At 46.9% G+C, this 17,251-nt stretch carries 12 protein-coding genes; 5 read left to right on the top strand and 7 right to left on the bottom strand.

Features of this window, described 5'->3' with window-relative positions; genetic code table 11:
• Positions 1-9 precede the first annotated feature (9 nt).
• Together DOM22_RS11270 and DOM22_RS11265 are read left to right on the top strand one after the other, a co-directional pair.
• The gene (locus tag DOM22_RS11270) at positions 10-657 is read left to right on the top strand and encodes an RDD family protein (protein WP_246845596.1); all 648 of its coding nucleotides are present in this window, start codon (positions 10-12) and stop codon (positions 655-657) included.
• A 1-nt stretch (position 658) separates the two neighbouring features.
• Entirely contained in the window at positions 659-1,114 is a 456-nt protein-coding gene (locus tag DOM22_RS11265) for a hypothetical protein (RefSeq protein ID WP_142700470.1), read from the top strand.
• Between the two features lie 68 nt (positions 1,115-1,182).
• On the opposite strand, the gene DOM22_RS11260 is transcribed toward DOM22_RS11265, so the two are convergent.
• From DOM22_RS11260 to DOM22_RS11250, 3 genes are read right to left on the bottom strand one after another with little or no spacing between them, the layout of a single operon-like run.
• Positions 1,183-2,562: an HD-GYP domain-containing protein gene (locus DOM22_RS11260; protein ID WP_142700469.1), complete on the bottom strand. Its 1,380-nt coding sequence runs from the start codon at positions 2,560-2,562 to the stop codon at positions 1,183-1,185.
• Positions 2,562-3,062, bottom strand: a complete 501-nt coding sequence (locus DOM22_RS11255; protein WP_142700468.1) for a chemotaxis protein CheX — start codon at positions 3,060-3,062, stop codon at positions 2,562-2,564. Before DOM22_RS11255 ends, DOM22_RS11260 begins: the two co-directional genes overlap by 1 nt.
• Before the next feature lie 24 nt (positions 3,063-3,086).
• Complete coding sequence (locus DOM22_RS11250; RefSeq protein ID WP_142700467.1) at positions 3,087-3,503, bottom strand: response regulator; 417 nt, start codon at positions 3,501-3,503, stop codon at positions 3,087-3,089.
• 199 nt (positions 3,504-3,702) lie between these two features.
• Between DOM22_RS11250 and DOM22_RS11245 the strand changes: the two genes are divergently transcribed.
• Both DOM22_RS11245 and DOM22_RS11240 read left to right on the top strand, forming a co-directional pair.
• Positions 3,703-4,098, top strand: a complete 396-nt coding sequence (locus tag DOM22_RS11245; RefSeq protein ID WP_142700466.1) for a response regulator transcription factor — start codon at positions 3,703-3,705, stop codon at positions 4,096-4,098.
• Positions 4,099-4,222: 124 nt separating this feature from the next.
• Positions 4,223-4,699 carry an acyl-CoA thioesterase gene (locus DOM22_RS11240; protein ID WP_246845595.1) on the top strand — a complete coding sequence of 159 codons (477 nt, stop codon included), beginning with the start codon at positions 4,223-4,225 and terminating at the stop codon, positions 4,697-4,699.
• On the opposite strand, the gene DOM22_RS11235 is transcribed toward DOM22_RS11240, so the two are convergent.
• From DOM22_RS11235 to hflX, 4 genes are all read right to left on the bottom strand, one after another.
• The gene (locus tag DOM22_RS11235) at positions 4,696-5,232 is read right to left on the bottom strand and encodes a hypothetical protein (protein ID WP_142700465.1); all 537 of its coding nucleotides are present in this window, start codon (positions 5,230-5,232) and stop codon (positions 4,696-4,698) included. The two genes, DOM22_RS11240 and DOM22_RS11235, sit on opposite strands and share 4 nt — an antisense overlap.
• Positions 5,233-5,342: 110 nt before the next feature.
• Positions 5,343-5,762: a hypothetical protein gene (locus DOM22_RS11230; protein ID WP_142700464.1), complete on the bottom strand. Its 420-nt coding sequence runs from the start codon at positions 5,760-5,762 to the stop codon at positions 5,343-5,345.
• A complete protein-coding gene (locus tag DOM22_RS11225; protein WP_142700463.1) occupies positions 5,744-7,000 on the bottom strand; it encodes a hypothetical protein in 1,257 nt (418 codons plus the stop codon). The genes DOM22_RS11230 and DOM22_RS11225 overlap by 19 nt, the downstream gene beginning before the upstream one ends.
• 94 nt (positions 7,001-7,094) lie before the next feature.
• Entirely contained in the window at positions 7,095-8,360 is a 1,266-nt protein-coding gene (gene hflX, locus DOM22_RS11220; protein WP_142700462.1) for a GTPase HflX, read from the bottom strand.
• 200 nt (positions 8,361-8,560) lie between these two features.
• On the opposite strand from hflX, the gene DOM22_RS11215 reads away from it, so the two are divergent.
• Positions 8,561-17,248, top strand: a complete 8,688-nt coding sequence (locus DOM22_RS11215; RefSeq protein WP_142700461.1) for a GH36-type glycosyl hydrolase domain-containing protein — start codon at positions 8,561-8,563, stop codon at positions 17,246-17,248.
• The last annotated feature ends 3 nt before the right edge of the window (positions 17,249-17,251 follow it).

The following is a 17,251-nucleotide window of genomic DNA, read 5'->3' as shown; positions in this document are numbered from 1 at the left end:
GAATTTGGAATGATGAACAGGACCGCTGAAAACACTGCAGATATTTATGTCCCGAGCACTTGGAAAAGGCTCTTGGCAATCACCATTGATCAGGTGTTTCTCGCGATTTGCTATTCGCCTTTCTATAAAGCTTTTTATACTGTGTGGTTCACAGAAGCCGACGTGCAGTTCAGTCTCTTCCAGCTTTTGATGTTGTTTTTGATTCCCGCTTTGTATGAGGCGGCATCTTTGATGTTGATTTCAGCCACTCCGGGAAAATGGATTATGGGACTTAAAGTCGTTCCCGCACATAATCCTCAGGAAGAACTGGATTACACCCAATGTGTTTTGCGTCCTTTGACCAGTCGTTTAAGCTTCTTTTTCTCCTGGGCGATCTTTGCTTTGGCGTTCTTTCGGTACGATCGAACGCATCTGTCTGACTGGGTTGCGGAAACTCGCGTCGTGCAATTCCAGCCGCGCAGCACGCGGGCCGGAATCCGTTGGATTTTGGGGTGTTTCTTGGTTTTATCCTATAGCTATGAAGGCCTGCATTATGCAGCTGCGATCTTAAATGAAATTCATTGGCAAGAAGGCAAAGCAGATCTGCGTGATCTTTTGGCCGTGGGTGGAATGGATGACATGCAGTTAGATTTCGATATGGAAGATGAAGGGGAGTAAGATGAAAATCACCGCATTTATTTTATCATTGTTGTTTGTGGGTGCGGCGTGGGCACAACCGGCTTCCCAGGCGGATTTTTCTAAAATCAACTTTGTTGGGGTGGAGGTCTTAAGTGCCTCCGGGGACAATGCTTTCCCGTGGGCCGTGAAACCGATGGTGAATGGCTGGGAAGATCTTTTGAAAAAGCTTGAAGACGTGTCTTCGACAAAGATCGTTTCTCCGATTTTTTATCTCGCCGAAAAAACGTCTTTTAAAAATATTTTTGTTTTCGTCGGTAAAGGCGCGGATGGCACGTTTCAATTTGTGAATATCTATTACACCATGGCAGGAGCCATGTATCCGTCGAACATGAAAATCATGAATGTCGAACACGACCGTTTGGATGTGGCCCAGGGGATTCCGAACGAGCAGCCTAAAGACTTTTACAAAGTAACGGCGAAGCAGTTGTTTCCATAAGAGGGCGTGGCTGACGGCGTCTGGTGTGGTTTCTCCTGCGGTATAGCTCGCCGGCGTTTTATGGGAATCTAAGGTTTAAATTTCTTAGCAATGGTGCTGATCATCACCAGATCGATCTGTGCCTTACCGCTGACAGCGTCTTCTTTTAAAGCGGCCATCGCAACCTGTGGAGCTGCCGCTGCGAGACCTTCTCGTAAAGCCGTCGCTTCATGAAATGAATAGGCTATGAACAAAAGTTTACCGAAAGCAGAAATATCATCGCCGGGAAGGCCTTTGGGAAATCCCGTACCACGCAAGTTTTCACGGTGTTGCATGATGCCGTCTTGGATGTCCTGATTGATGGGGACCTTTTTTGCTTTTACCATGTTCACGGAGCGCTCGGGATAGTATTTATAGTCGTGCGCTTGTTCTGCGGAGAGCTTTGAGATGTCGATTTCAGTCGCCGCAAAGTTTGCTTGTGACAGACCGATGTTGTGCAACAGCCCCGCAATCGCCGCGGACTCGCGCTTATCTTCCGGCCAATCTAATAGCTGTGCGAAATAAGCTGCGTAGGCTGAAATACACAAGCAATCATGGTAATAAGAGCGCGTGTTGCCCGTATAACGACAAACTTCATCGTATAGCTCGGGCAGTGGCAGAGTCTTATTTAACTCGAGCTCCGTGATAATCGTTTTACATTTATCCAGAATGCCTTTCCCCATGGAGTAGTCCCCGGAGGCGGCGTTGAGGAATTGCTGCATGAATTCGTAGATATTCTTTTTAGAACGGTGGAACTTTTCCGTCATCGAAATCGGGAAAGGAAGATTGCGCATGCTCATGATGGTTCTGGCAAACTCAAAGAATTGCTTCATCTGAGTTTTCTTAACGTACATCTGTTGACGCATGTTTTTAAACTTTTCCACGTGACGGTCTTCAATCACATCGCCACTGCGGCGTAAAATCACGGATCTATGATTTGCCGGGAGGTGAGCATAGACATCAAAGTTTAAATTGATGTTCGCCTCCATGTCGCGCAAATCCACGGGCATTAAAGCAGTGATGGGGATGTTTTCACCCTCAAGCTCGATGGGGGCTAATTGCAAAACCATGTCGGAGATGAACTCACGGTCAAAATTAATGTGCATGACTTCGTCAGCACCATTTTTTTTCACAATATTGAAATCCAGCGGAGCCGAGGCGTGAAGAACAATCAAATGGCAATCAGGATAATTCATCTTGGTGGTTTGAACCCACTCGTTGGTGGTGTTTGTTCCGCCGGCGCCATCGATTAAAGCTAAAATAGGTTTGAATTCAGGCTTGGATGAAGCGTCGATGATTTCATCAACGCTTTTAAATTCTTGTAAGATATACGGGTAATAGCCCTTTAAGACAGTTTTGATGGTTTCCAGAAAGCCCGGGGCCGGGCTTCCTACAATCACATCAACAGTCTTTCCTGGGCTATCAGCCATTATTGCACCGTGATCTCCACGTAAAACGTAGAGTTGTTAGGTAGATTGAAAGGGATAACCAAAGTCGCACCTTTATCTGCCTGAGTGATATTAAATTTACCAGAGATAACAGTCGGGATCGCCATTTCAAAGTTATAGCCCATCTGATTCAAAGTCGTTTTCGCAGACCCGTAAATCATATTGGTCATTTCACCCACGGCGTCTTGAACCTCTTGATTGATCTCGGTGTGCTTCTCGCCCAGCATATTCTCAAGAATATGGAAGATGGAATCCTTACCGTAAGAAATCAAAAGAGTCCCTTTGAGAGGGGGAGCCACCATGCCCACCATACCAGCGATTTCGCCCTTCAATACGAAGGAAGGCTCGATGAATGGTTTACCTGGGGAAGCATCAGTTTGTGCAATCGTTTTAAGAGTTTTGATAACTCCATCAACAAAGGCATTGATTAGACGTTTGTCAAAGAGCGGATTTATAGCATCCACTTTCGGTGCTGCAGACATATTAAATTCTCCTCAATGCCTTGATTAAGCTGCTTTAGTGCCAGAGTGTTTAGCCCAAACGCGTTCCATTTTCCCTTTTAGAGTCTGGGAGTTGAACGGTTTGACCACGTAGTCAGAAACGCCGGCTTTTGCAGCTTCGAGGATGTGCTTTTGTTCAGATTCGGCAGTTACTAGCATAAATGGAGTCGCTTTAAAGCGAGGGTCGGCTTTACAGGCCTTCAAAAGGTCGATGCCCTGCATTCCAGGCATATTCCAGTCGGAGATAATGAATTCGTATGGCTTACCTGCATCATGGGCAGCAGAAATCATCGGAAGGGCTGTTTTTCCGTCGTCAGCTTCCTCGACGTTCGTGTAGCCAAGCTCGTTTAGAACTTTTTTGATGATTTTTCGCATAGTTGAGAAGTCGTCAACGATCAAAAATTTGGTCGTATTGGGAAACATAATATCTCCTAAGGGCTTTTTGTGTAAAATCTCCCTTATTATCGGTCTAGTTTTTTAAAACTAGAGTCCAAAGCTATTGCGAAACTTAGAATTTATGTCAGACTTTATTACAGGTGGTCGTGCTGCTTTTGGACATGAGTCCTGGGTAGTGCAAACGGTTTAGATAGAAAAATAAAACAATTAGCGGGAGGGAGCAAGGATGCTCAGAGATGTCCTGATTCAAAAAGGTCTTTCAAATAGAGAGGCAGAAGTTGCTGAACTTGTGTCTAAAGGCTTGTCCAACAAGGAAGTTGCGAACCAGCTTTTTGTAACTGAAAAAACAGTAAAATTTCACCTTACAAACATCTACAAAAAGATGAATGTGAAGTCTCGTGCACAATTGATCGTGTGGTGCCTTCCTCATCTTGGTTTTGTTGAGAGTGAAATCCGCGCTGAGAACAACAATCAAAGTGCAACAACTGCTCAAACTTACAACAATAACCAAACGCAAACGATCCCAGCTGGATCTGCGACTGTAGCTGGTGCTACGACTTTGCCAGGTGGCGGAATGAACCGTGGAAACGGTAATTCAGACATCGGTATGGGCGGCATCTAATATAGACGCCCAAAGCGTTGACTGAACTCGATAAGAGTTTAGTATAAAAGGCACGACAGAAATGTTGTGCCTTTTGTTTTTTTAAATCAAAGCAAAAGGGTCTTCTCCTGAAAGGCTCTTCCTCATGGCTAAATCTTCCAAGCCCGTCTCTGTTTCCCAAGTCGTTATGACTCAATTAGTGCTTCCCTCACATACGAATGCTTTGGGCTCCGTTTTCGGGGGCACGATCATGTCGTGGATTGATATTGCAGCAGCGATCGCAGCTCAACGTCACTCGAACAAAGACGTGGTGACGGCATCGATCGATCGTATCAACTTTGTGGCGCCCGTTTATAAAGGCTGGGTGGTAAATTTGAAGGCCAGCGTAAATTTCACTTCTCGTACATCAATGGAAGTAGGAGTTCGTGTGGATGCGGAAGATCCTAAGACCGGGGAGACATTCCATACCGCCACGGCCTACACGACATTCGTGGCCCTGGGTGCGAATGGCAAGCCAATTGAAGTTCCGGGCTTAGAGCTAAGCTCTGAAGACGACAAGCGCCGCTACAATGAAGGCAAAGCTCGTCGTGAATTGCGCTTGAAAGAAAAACGTAAAGATTAATCTGAATCGCGGGGCTGACTGCGTTCGTACATCAGCCTCATGCCATAGACCTGCACAAAAACAAAAACAATCATAATGAATTTCATAAAGAAATCCAAAAGCTGCTCTAGGATAGGAGCGGAGCTGATGGGTTTAGTTAATTGATAAATGATCAGCACCATCAGCGATACGATCAGATTTCCGAACACCAATTCCACTTTCATTTTATTTAGAAAAATAACGGGATTTAACGCGACGATCAGTACTGTCAAAATCGCGTATTTGCTGATGTAGGGCATGGAAAGCAGAATCATAAGTGATGCATACATCAGCAAGCTTTGGACGATGACGGCTTCACGGTTTCGTTTAATTGTGAAGAGTGTCGAGGAGGCTATTCCCGTCAGAGAGATCAATCCCAAGCTGATCAGTTTTTTAAAATCAGCATCCATCGCCAGATAGTAAAAACAAAAAGTAATACTGACGGCCCACACGCTGAGGCTTACGTATCTACCGAGATGGTTTTGATTAAGAGAAAAATCGCTGCTTTCGAACATAGTAACAAGTCTCCACCGACGTGCGCGTGTAAGGCTATTATATCTGACATTCGACAGAGCGATCATTTTGATCCGGTAACGCTTTAAAACAGAATCCTATTTTGAGACGCTTATTTGCAAAGGACTTCGAGCCATGCGAGGGCTTCGGTGGCTTCGTGAGAAAAACTCGAGTCTTCAGTTTTTGTGCCTTTGTCTTCTAATATGATCTGTCGTTTGGCCTTTGCGCACGCTTGAGCAGAAGGTTTGCTGGTGCCTGCCAAAGACTTCACGGGTTCCATGCTGTAAGCGACAAACAGCACTTGTTCTTCAGCTTCAGTAAGAACGGGATTTTTCATTTTTCTATAGCTGTCGGCAGAGGATTTCACCACGGCGTTGGCTTTGATGAATTCGGCCGCGGCATCTGTAAAATCAAGCTTTGCGGCTTTTTCGCGGCGCACTTTTAAATCGGCTAATAGATCTGCCTTCGTGCGCGGGGTGGCCCAAGCGATGGAAGCAAATGCGAGAAAAAGTGCTAGAGTGGTTTTACACATTCGTTGGCTCCCAGTTGTTGATCTGTCATGGCTGCTTTTTTCTGAGTGCATTCTTTGGAAGAAGGTTCAACGCCATCTTTCAGGCAGTAGGTTTCTCCCATTTTTCCACGAATAGCTTTCAGGTAAACGCTGCTTTTTTGAACCATTTGTAAATAACATTTGGCCGCTGTGATTTTTTGGCTCTTACACGGGTTGCTTTTCTCAGTATAGAGTCCGGCTTTTTCAGCAAGTGCGCGGGCCTTCTTGATTCCTTCGGCGCCATAACTGACAGCGGTCAATGCGCTGACGATATCGCGGTTTTTAGAGAAGGATTTGTTTTCTTGAAAGAGTTGTGGTTCGATCACGCTGTCGCGCATGTGCAGGTAATAGGCGATTCCGTACATCAAGTTTCTTCCCAGGCCATCACCAGCACTGACGAAGTCGCAGTAGTTGTTGGGAGTGATGCGCGGGCGTTTTGCCAAATCTGATTTCGCGATGCCTTTAAAGGCCTGGCAAGAGTGTTTGCTGCTGTTCGCAACGCCTTCTAAGATGCCTTTGCCATTTCCTTCGGCGATTTCTTCAACTGCGATATTCGTCATCTGACCGATACCTGCTCCGCCGTTCCAGGCGATGGAATAATTAAAGCCTGTTTCGTTATTGAATTTTTGATAAATCACGCGCGCATCGACCGGGTTGTCGGGAGAAAGACATTTGATCGCGCTGTTCACCGCGAACTGGATATAGCTCACCATATCGCCCGTGATACATTGCTGGGTTTTTCCTCCGACTTGGCCATAGGAAATTTCATTGTCTTGATCAGTGCTTTTTTTATTCGCTGTGCACGCGTAACCTTTTTGTCCCGGATCGCGCATCAGAGACGCGTTGATGCATTCACGCTTAATTAAATTAGGAAGTTGATCAGGAGTTTTTAAGCGGTCGTCCAAATCCCAGATTCCCGTATTTTCTGGCTGAGCGTTGGTTGCGTGTGCGATCTCGTTCAGATCTTTAGTTTGCTTGCCCGGTGAAGGGCTGTGGGGCGGAGGCTCGCAGGCAGGGCCTGAAGCGCCATTCGCCATTTCTTGAAGGAAAGCTTTTTTCAAGGGGTCGGCGTTGTCTTTAAAAGAGTTGTAGAGCTTTAGATTCTTGTCACTTGCGTTGTTCATGCATGCAGGTGTGTCCTTCGCTGGTTTGTCCGCGCTGAAGGCACCGGGGCTTTGGATGGCTGCTAAAACGAAAAGGTAAACCGAAAGCTTTTGCATATACAAAGCCTATCGGAATCAATAAGTGACCTAAAGTAAAAAATGAGGTTTCCTTGATTGGGGCAGGACCTTTGTGGGTACAAAGGTCTGAGAGCTATTTTACGATGTAGTCTTTCCAGCGATTGATCAGAGAAGGTGTCAGTTGTGTATAGCAAACTGTTCCCTCGGTCGCGGTCTCTTTTCTTGAGATCTGTGCTTCGCGGCCCAAATCGAAGATTTTGTATTCTTCAGAGCGCGGGAAGTACAACTGCACATCGGTTTGCATTTCGCTCACCATGCTGGCCATCAATTTTTTTAATTGTTCCATGCCTTGGCCGGTTAGAGCGCTGACGAAAACACGTGGGTATTGTTTCACGCGGAATTGTCTTTCGATGGGGGCAGCATCCACTTTGTTAAATACATGGATGATTTTCTTGTCAGCCCAGTTGAACTCTTTGATCAGCTCTTCGACGACTTCGATTTGTCTTTCCATGTTTGGTGAAGATAAATCCACCACGTGAAGTAAAACATCTGCCTCAGCCGACTCTTCAAGTGTTGCTTTAAAGGCCTCAATTAACTGTGTAGGGAGTTTGCGGATGAAACCCACCGTGTCTGTTACAACGGCAGGCGGGCCATCGTTTAAGAAGATCTTACGAGTTGTAGGATCCAATGTCGCGAAGACCTGATTTTTCGTCATCACTTGCGCGCCAGTTAAGCGGTTTAGTAACGAGCTTTTGCCGGAGTTGGTATAGCCAATTAAAGCAAAGGACGGAATCTCGTGGCGTTTGCGAGATTGTCTGTGTTGCGCACGATTACGGCGAACACCTTCAAGTTTTTCTTTAATAATGGCCACACGTTCGCGGATGCGACGACGGTCGTTCTCAAGGGCGGTTTCACCGGGACCACGGGTACCGATACCGCCACCTTGACGAGAAAGGGATTCCAACCACGCGCCGACCATGCGGGGCATTTGATCTAATAACTGTGCAAGTTCTACTTGAAGTTTTCCCTCAAAGGTCTGAGCACGTTGGGCGAAAATATCCAGGATCAACTGATTGCGATCGACCACACGAACTTTAACTATCTGTTGTAAGTTTCTTTGTTGAACGCCGGAAAGCTGGTGATCCATGACCACGATTGTCGCTTGGCTGTCGCGAACCATTTCCGCGACTTCATCGACTTTTCCAGATCCAATAAGTGTTGCGGGATTCCAAGTGGGCAGAACTTGGATGATGGAGCCAACGACTTCTCCGCCAGCAGCGGTGACGAGCTCTTCCAATTCCAGCAGATTTTCTTTGATTTCGGTGAGTGGTTCGGTTTTTAAACCGACCCCGATGACAATGGCTCTATCGTGAACTTTGACATGGGCTTGTTGACTCAAATCTAAGAACCCTCCCTTGGTCTGTCTTAATTCTAACACCGTCTGCGGGTCCGTCAAAGACAATTTTCTGCCATTTTTGCTGAACTGCAAAGGCTTTGCGGGCCATGCATTTTCGCAGTTCTAGACACACGGATTGGCCCTGTGGGTTAAACAATATTAAATTTTTCTTTTAGTCCTTTGCATGTGGAGAGTTTAACTGAATGGCAAAGAAGCTGCGATTAGCTCTGGAAGATATTTTAGAATTACCTATTAAGGCAGAGATTTTCAGTAGTGAAAGACTTGAGGAATACGCTCTTTATTTAGGTGATAATCTGCAAACCGGGAAAACGACCCGGGTTCATCGCGGCCTCCTAAAGCGAATCTATGAAAACGGTGACAAGCTCCTTATTTCTTATCGTCTGCTCGCTGAAGTTGGTCGTAAAAAAGAATCCGTTTCTCCTGCGGCCGAGTGGTTAATCGATAATTTTCACATCGTCGAAGAACAGCTCCGGGAAATCAAAGAAGACTTGCCGCCTTCCTATTACAAAGAATTGCCTAAGCTCTCGATGGGAGACCTGGAAGGGTTTCCGCGAATCTATGCATTGGCGCTGGCCTTGATTGCTCACACCGACAGTCATCTGACTGTTGATAATATCCGGCGCTTCATCGCAGCCTTTCAGACGCGATCCTATTTGAAAATGGGAGAGCTTTGGGCTGTCGCGATCACCTTGCGTATTGCTCTGGTGGAAAACCTACGTCGTGTCGCTGCGCGAATTGCGTGGGATTTCAATCAATCGGCCGAAGCTGACGAGCTGGTGGATCATCTGATTGAAAATGCCCGGCGTCCGCGTAAGTTTCAGAAATATTTAAAACTTATCGTGCATCATTGTGAAAACCCCGTGGAAGGGGAGCTGACATTTATTTCTCAGGTCGCAAAACGCCTGCGTGATGCCGAAGCCGATATCTGGCCCGTCATTGAAGCCATGAACGAGGAGCTTAAAAAAAAGGACACGAGTGTTGAACAAGTCGTTTCAACCGAACATCAACGTCAAGCTGCGAATCAAGTGACGATCGCCAACGTGATTTCCAGTATGCGTTTGTTATCCAATATCGATTGGACGGTTTTCTTTGAAAGCGTCAGTTTGATCGATCGTCTTTTGGAAAAGGATCCGTCGGGGGATTACGTGCGTATGGAATTCACCACGCGCGATGATTACCGTCACAATATTGAGAAAATCGGCAAATGCACCAAATTGGCAGAACTTGATATCGCGAAACGCGCGTTGGAGATGGCAAATTCGGAAAACCGCCACGTGGGGTATTTCCTATATGGACGGGGACTGGAGAAACTAGAAAAGGAATGTAAATATCGTCCACGACTGCGTGAGACGTGGTTGCGCGTGACCTTGAAATATCCGACGGTCTGCTATTTCTCAAGTATTGCGTCGCTAATTATTTTGACTATGATTGGTCCCATCTCGTACGCCATGGATCATTCCAAATCCTGGTATGGGATGGTTATTGCCGTCCTGGTGATGTTTTTCCCTTTAAGTGATTTGGCGATCACTTTATTCAATTATCTTTTAACCCACATCGTGCGTCCTCGTCGTTTGGCAAAAATGGATTACAGCAAAGGAGTGCCCGAAGAGTTTAGAACTCTGGTGATTGTTCCCTGCATGTTAACGGATCCTGGAACCATTCAAGCTTTGCTGGAAAGAATTGAAGTTCATTATTTGGGGAATGTGGATCCCCAGGTGTTCTTTGCATTGGTAACGGATTTTACGGATGCGACCGATGAACATGTCGAGAATGATGATGAACTAGTGGCTCAGGTCTTAAACGGAATTGTTCGCTTGAATCAAATCTATGGAGAGAATCGATTCTTTTTACTTCATCGCAAACGTCTGTGGAATCCGAATGAAGACAAGTGGATGGGATGGGAGCGAAAACGCGGAAAACTGGAAGAGCTTAATCGCATTCTTTTAGGTAAGGGCGACACCAGTTACACTGTGATGACGATTCCTGCAGAGATGGTCAGAACATTTAAGTATGTGATCACTTTGGATGCGGATACGCAGTTGGGTTTGGGTGGAGCCCGTATGTTGATTGGAACGGCGGCGCACCCCTTAAATCGTCCTCATTTCAGCGAGCTTCGTCGTCGGGTGACGGAAGGATATGGGATCATTCAGCCGCGCGTAAGTATTTCGCTGGAAAGTTCTTCGCGTTCGTTGTTCGCAGCTATTTTTTCCGGTCATACGGGCATTGATCCCTATACGACGGCGGTTTCAGATGTTTATCAGGATCTTTTTTCTGAGGGCAGTTTTACCGGAAAAGGTCTTTACGACATCGAGGCCTTTGAGCGCTCGTTGGAAGGGCGTATTCCTGAAAATACTATTCTTAGCCATGATTTGTTTGAAGGTCTGTATGTGCGCACGGCCCTGGCGACGGATATCGAGGTTATGGATGATTACCCAAGCTCTTATAAAAGCTTTTCCACGCGCGCGCACCGTTGGGTGAGGGGGGATTGGCAAATAAGTCCTTGGATTTTTCCCTTTGTCCCAAATCGTGAGGGAAAATTAGTTCGCAATGATCTTTCGGTCCTTTCTAAATGGAAGATTCGCGACAATCTTCGTCGCAGTTTGGTTGCACCATGTTTGGTTCTGATGTACGTCGCCTCGTGGTTGATTTTGCCGGGGGATGCGTGGTTCTGGACGGTTGTTACGACCTGTATTATCGGAATTCCCATATTTCTCCATGTGGCGAACAGCTTGCTTGTGAATACTCGCGGGGCAAGTTGGACCAGCAGTTTTTGGAGTGAACTTGGTAAAATTAAAATGCATTTTGCGCAGTTCTTGCTTTCATTGATTTTCCTACCTCATCGGGCCGTAAATGATGTGGATGCGATTGTCCGGGCGTTGTATCGTACGCGGGTTTCAAAAACGAAGTGTTTGGAATGGATGACGGCGGCTAAGGCCGAGACCATTCAATATGACATGAAGACGGCTTATTGGAAAAGTACCGCTGGCGTCGAGACGATTTTGGGAGTCATTTTTGCAGCCGTTATCATTCGCTGGAATCTATCAGTGATGGCCGTGGCGATTCCGTTTTTACTTCTTTGGGCGATTTATCCATGGGTCTCGGAGTTTACTCAGCAGCGCCTGGAGAAAAAGCGTGAAGATCTGACGACGGCGGACCGAGAATTTCTTTTCGAAGTTGCGCGCCGGATTTGGTATTTCTTTGAAACTTTTGTGGGGCCTACTGATAACTGGCTGCCGCCAGATAATGTTCAGGAAGATCCCGAACAGGTTGTTGCTCATCGCACGTCGCCGACGAACATTGGCTTGTATGGCCTTGCAATTTTCTCGGCGCAGGATTTTGGTTTTATTTCTTTACGAGGGGCCACAGATCGACTTCGACTTTTATTTCAAACGTTAAGTCGCATGGAGCGCTATCGCGGGCATTTTCTGAACTGGTATGATACGACAAATTTAAATCCCCTGTATCCTCAGTATGTTTCTACCGTGGACAGTGGCAACCTTGCGGGCTACTTGCTGGTGATTAAGCAAGGCGTGGAAGAATTCACGCGCTCGCCGTTGTTTTCATTGAATTACCTGCATGCACTGAATTCCAATCTGAAATTTATGGAAGATGAAGTAAAAAAGCTTCAACTTCAACGACAGGAGACAGGCGCACTCAGTGCCACGCATTTAATTGATCAAATTCGCAGCACGCAAGAGATTCTGGCTGAAAAACCACCTGAAAAAATGTCGGAGTGGTTGGGACTTATTCGTGCCGTTCAGCTTTCTGTCGAGGACTTCCGAGACAGCCTGGAAGCCTTGGAAATTGAACATGGTGTTCGTTACTATTCTAAGCTTCGTGGTTGGACCAACTCTTTGAACACCTTGATTGCGGATCTAAAAAAAGATTCTGAATTATTCATTGCTCCTCAAACGTTAAGTGCGGCAGCGAAAACGCGCTTGTCAGAAATTGGGTCTTATCCCGAACTGGATCTGAATCAACCGCTACAGGATATGATCCAGTCTTACTTCCAGTTCATGGCTGAGTTGACTGCAATTCCAGACAAAGAATTGTCGGCAGAGATTATCAAGTTTCGCGACTCTTGTGCCAAGGTTTCCAAGAACTTGCGGGAGCTCGTCCAGGATCTGCAAAGTATCGGTGATGCTTGTGAAAACTATTTTACTGAAATGGAATTTGGCTTTCTGATCGAGCGGGATCGTGAAGTGTTTTCGATCGGTTTCAATGTCAGCGAAAATCGCCATGATAACTCTTATTACGACCTGTTGGCGTCAGAGTGTCGTTTGGCGAGCTTTATCGCTATTGCAAAGCGAGATGTGCCTGCTAAACATTGGTTCCGCCTGGGACGACAACTTGTGCCGGTGGAGGGGAAGCGCGCCCTGGTTTCCTGGTCCGCTTCGATGTTTGAATACTTAATGCCTCATTTGGTGATGAAGAATTTTGAAAAGACTTTGATTGGTGAAACTTTGCTGGCGGTTGTGGATCGTCAGATCAGTTACGGTAAAAAGTTGAACGTGCCTTGGGGAATTTCTGAAGCTGGTTATAACGCCCGTGATTTGAATTTTAACTATCAGTATGGACCCTTTGGGATTCCAGGATTGGGTTTGAAGCGGGGCTTGGGGCATGATCTGGTGGTTTCTCCGTATTCGAGTTTCTTGGCGGCTTTAGTGGATCCGGTTGTTGCCACTCAAAATCTGCAAGAGATGCGGAGTCCGGATATTTTAACGGAATTTGGTTTTATCGAAGCCATCGATTACACGCCGGAGCGCTTGGCCCCCGAACAGAAATACTCTCTGGTTAAATCTTATATGGCCCATCATCAGGGCATGAGTTTGATCGCGATCGATAATATTTTGAATGCGGAAGTTATGCAAAATCGCTTCCATAGCGACGCGAGAGTTCGCGCGGCTCAAGTTTTGTTACAAGAGCGCGTGCCAGAACACGTGGCATTGACAGCTCCAAAAGCAGCTGAGATCGAGTGGGAAAGTGCCGGGGATTCTTTGATGAAATCCTTTGTGCGAGTTTACGATGAAGCCCCTCATCATAGTCCAAGGGTGCAGATTCTATCCAATGGAGATTACTCTTTGGTTCTGTCGTCGGCAGGATCTGGATATTCGAAGTGTGGCAAGATTGCGATCACGCGTTGGCGCGAAGACTCAACGCAGGATGACTGGGGCCAATATATTTACGTTCGCGATGTCGGCATGAACCTCGTGTGGTCGGCGACTTTGCAACCGTATATGCGTAAGCCTGATTCGTACAAAGCAGTCTTTACAGAAGATAAGGTCGAGTTCTTACGCCATGACATGGATGTAAGAACCTCCACACAAATTATTGTCGCACCAGAAGATAATTTGGAACTTCGTCAGGTGACGTTGACGAACACCTCGACCGAAGAGAAAATTATTGAACTGACCAGTTATATGGAGCCCGTGCTGGCGACGATGGCTGCAGATCAGGCTCATCCAAGCTTTAGTAATTTGTTTTTGCAGACAGAGTATCTGGAACAAAAACAGTGCCTGGTAGTGAAGCGTCGTCCACGTTCTGCTGAGCAAAAGGAAATATACGGCCTGCATGGTGTTGTTTCTGATGCGGAATTTGATGGGGATGTGGAGTACGAATCAGATCGCTCTCGATTTATCGGTCGCGGTCGCGACGTGACGAACCCGGCGGCTTTAAAAACCGGGAGCACTCTTTCGAACAGTTCTGGTTCGGTCTTAGATCCGATTTTAAGTCTGCGTGTAAAGATCCGCATTCCGCCGGCGGGCATTCGGAAGGTTATTTTCAAAACAGGTTTTGCGGCGACGCGCGACGAAATGTTGCAAATGGTGGATCGTTATCACGACCCTCATACTTTTGAACGCGAAACGAAACTTGCCTGGACGAAGTCACGAATTGATCTTCGTCACTTGGGAATGGACGCCGAATCAGCTTATTCCTTTCAGCGATTGGCCGAGCGTTTGCTGTTCTCGGATCCATCAATGCGACAACCTGCGCACTTGTTAGCTGTGCACACTCGAGAACAAGCGAGTCTGTGGCCCTATGGTATCAGCGGGGATGTGCCTATTGTTGCCGTGATGATCGGCGATAAAAAGGATATGGGACTCGTACGCAAACTTTTAAGGGGGCATGAATACTTGCGATTAAAAGGTTTGCCATATGATTTGGTGATCATGAACGACTCCAAGTCGACGTACCTTCAGGAACTGCAGGATGAAGTTTTGTGGCAGATTCGTTATGCCGGTCTTCAGGATTGGCTGAATAAGCCCGGCGGAATTTTCAGTCTGCGTTTGGATAATATGCAGGAGGCCGATCGCGCTTTGATTCAAGCTATGGCGCGTGTGGTGATTTCGAGTGATGCGGGAACTTTCAAAGAACAAGTATCGCGCAAAGTTTTACCAATCAAGTACGCGGAAAGCTTTATTCCGAAAAATACCCGTTCATCTTACGAAACTAAGAACGTCACGCCTAAAAATCTGCAGTACTTTAACGGACTCGGGGGATTCTCTCCTGATGGACGAGAGTATGTGATTTCACTCACCGGGGATCAGTGGCCTCCGGCTCCGTGGATTAATGTGATTGCAAATGGCAATGATTTTGGATTCCAGGTCAGTGAGTCGGGATCCGGCTTTACGTGGTCTGTGAACAGTCGTGAAAATCGCCTGACGCCTTGGTCGAATGATCCAATTTCAGATCCGCCTGGTGAAATTATTTATATCCGCGATGATGACACAGGGGAATTGTGGACGCCAACACCGTTGCCCATTCGTGGGCGCGATCAATACAATATTCGCCACGGGCAGGGATACACCGTTTTTGAGCACAATGCTTACGGGATGGAACACACACTGATGATGTTTGTGCCTCCGGATGATTCGGTTAAAATCTCGCGGTTAAAAGTGAAAAACGTTTCCGGACGGAATCGTCGTTTGTCATTCTGGGCCTATGTGGAGTGGGTCTTGGGAAATCTGCGCGAAAAGTCGGCGCCGTATATTTTGTGTGAAGTGGACGACGATAAAGTCTTGTACGCTAAAAATGCATACAACCATGAGTTTGCGGAAAGAATTTCTTTTTTTAGAATCAGTTCGGAAGTTCAGTCGTACTCTTCTGATCGGAAAGAATTTTTGGGACGAAATCACAGCTATGCTTCGCCCGAGGCCCTGAAACGGCGTGGGCTCAGTGGCTATTCAGGTATAGGTCAGGATCCTTGCGGGGCACTTCATGCGAGTTATTTCATTCGTGACGGAGAAGAAATTGAAATTCTGATCTTGCTAGGGCAGGCCGCGAACAAAGCGGACGCATTTGCACTTTCCGAAAAATATATTGATTTTGAAAATGTCGATAAGGCTTTCAAAGATGTGCAAAGCATGTGGATGCATCATTTGGGCGCGATTCAGGTTTCCACTCCCGAGCCGTCATTGGATTTGATGGTGAATCATTGGTCTTTGTATCAGTCTTTGGTGTGTCGTATGTGGGCACGTTCGGCCTTTTATCAATCGGGTGGAGCTTATGGTTTCCGCGACCAGTTGCAGGACTGCATGGCCTTTGTCTACTCCACTCCTGAAATCGCGCGCGCTCATATTTTGCGTGCAGCGGCTCGTCAGTTCCCCGAGGGCGATGTACAACACTGGTGGCATCCGCCAACTGGACGTGGCGTGCGCACGCATTTCTCGGATGATTTATTGTGGCTTCCTTATGTGGTGGCTCACTATATTCGCATCAGTGGGGATCATTCTATCCTGGAAGAGCACGTTCCGTTTATCGAGGCGCCGTTACTGACTCCGGAACAAGAAGACTCTTACACGCAACCGACACTTAGTGATCAAAAGGCGACGTTACATAATCATTGCATTCGTACACTCGAATATTCCCTGCGAGTCGGAGAGCACGGTTTGCCACTGATCGGCTCCGGGGACTGGAATGATGGGATGAATCGCATTGGGGAAAAAGGCAAAGGTGAGAGTGTGTGGATGGGGTGGTTCCTGCACCGGGTGTTGGAAGACTTCCTGCCCTTCTGTGATATTGAGCACACGACTAGATACAAAGAGCACATGGCTAAACTTAGAGATGCTTTAGAAAACAATGCCTGGGACGGGGAATGGTATCGTCGAGCTTACTTTGATGACGGGACCCCGTTGGGCTCTGCTTGGGGGCAGGAGTGTCGCATCGACTCCTTATCGCAGTCCTGGTCGGTCTTGTCCGGGGTAGGAAATCCCGAACGGCAGTTGTTGGCGATGAGTAAGGTTGAAGAAAACCTGATCGTAAAAGAAAAAGGACTCATCAAACTATTGATGCCACCTTTTGATAAGACCAATTTGGATCCGGGTTACATTAAAGGCTATGTGCCTGGCGTGCGCGAGAATGGCGGTCAGTACACGCATGCGGCGATTTGGGTGGTCATGGCGTTTGCCAAACTTCAAGAGCGTGAAAAGGTTCTGGAGCTTTATAATATTATCAATCCTATTCATCACGGTCGCACACGGGCGGGGATGCAGAAATATAAAATCGAACCCTATGTGATTGCGGCGGACGTTTATGCGGTTGAACCTCACGTGGGGCGCGGGGGTTGGAGTTGGTACACGGGATCTGCGAGCTGGTTTTACCGTGCGGGATTGGAATCCGTCCTGGGCTTTACAATCGAAAATGGCGAGATGGTGCTTTGCCCTTGTGTGCCGGAGGATTGGTTCGGCTTTGAGATTATGTATAGATTTAAAAGTACGACCTATGTCATCAAGGTGCAGATATCTAAAAAGGGACGATTGACTGAAAAACGAATTCCACTGAAGGACGTGGGGGGCACGCAGGAGATCGTCGTCGAATTTAAAGATGAAGCGCCAGAAAAGGAACAAGCTCCCAAAGACTCCCATCCCTAGTGG

The sequence above is a fragment of the Bdellovibrio sp. ZAP7 genome, assembly GCF_006874645.1.
Taxonomy (GTDB): Bacteria; Bdellovibrionota; Bdellovibrionia; order Bdellovibrionales; family Bdellovibrionaceae; genus Bdellovibrio.
This window is presented reverse-complemented; position numbering and strand designations above follow the sequence as displayed.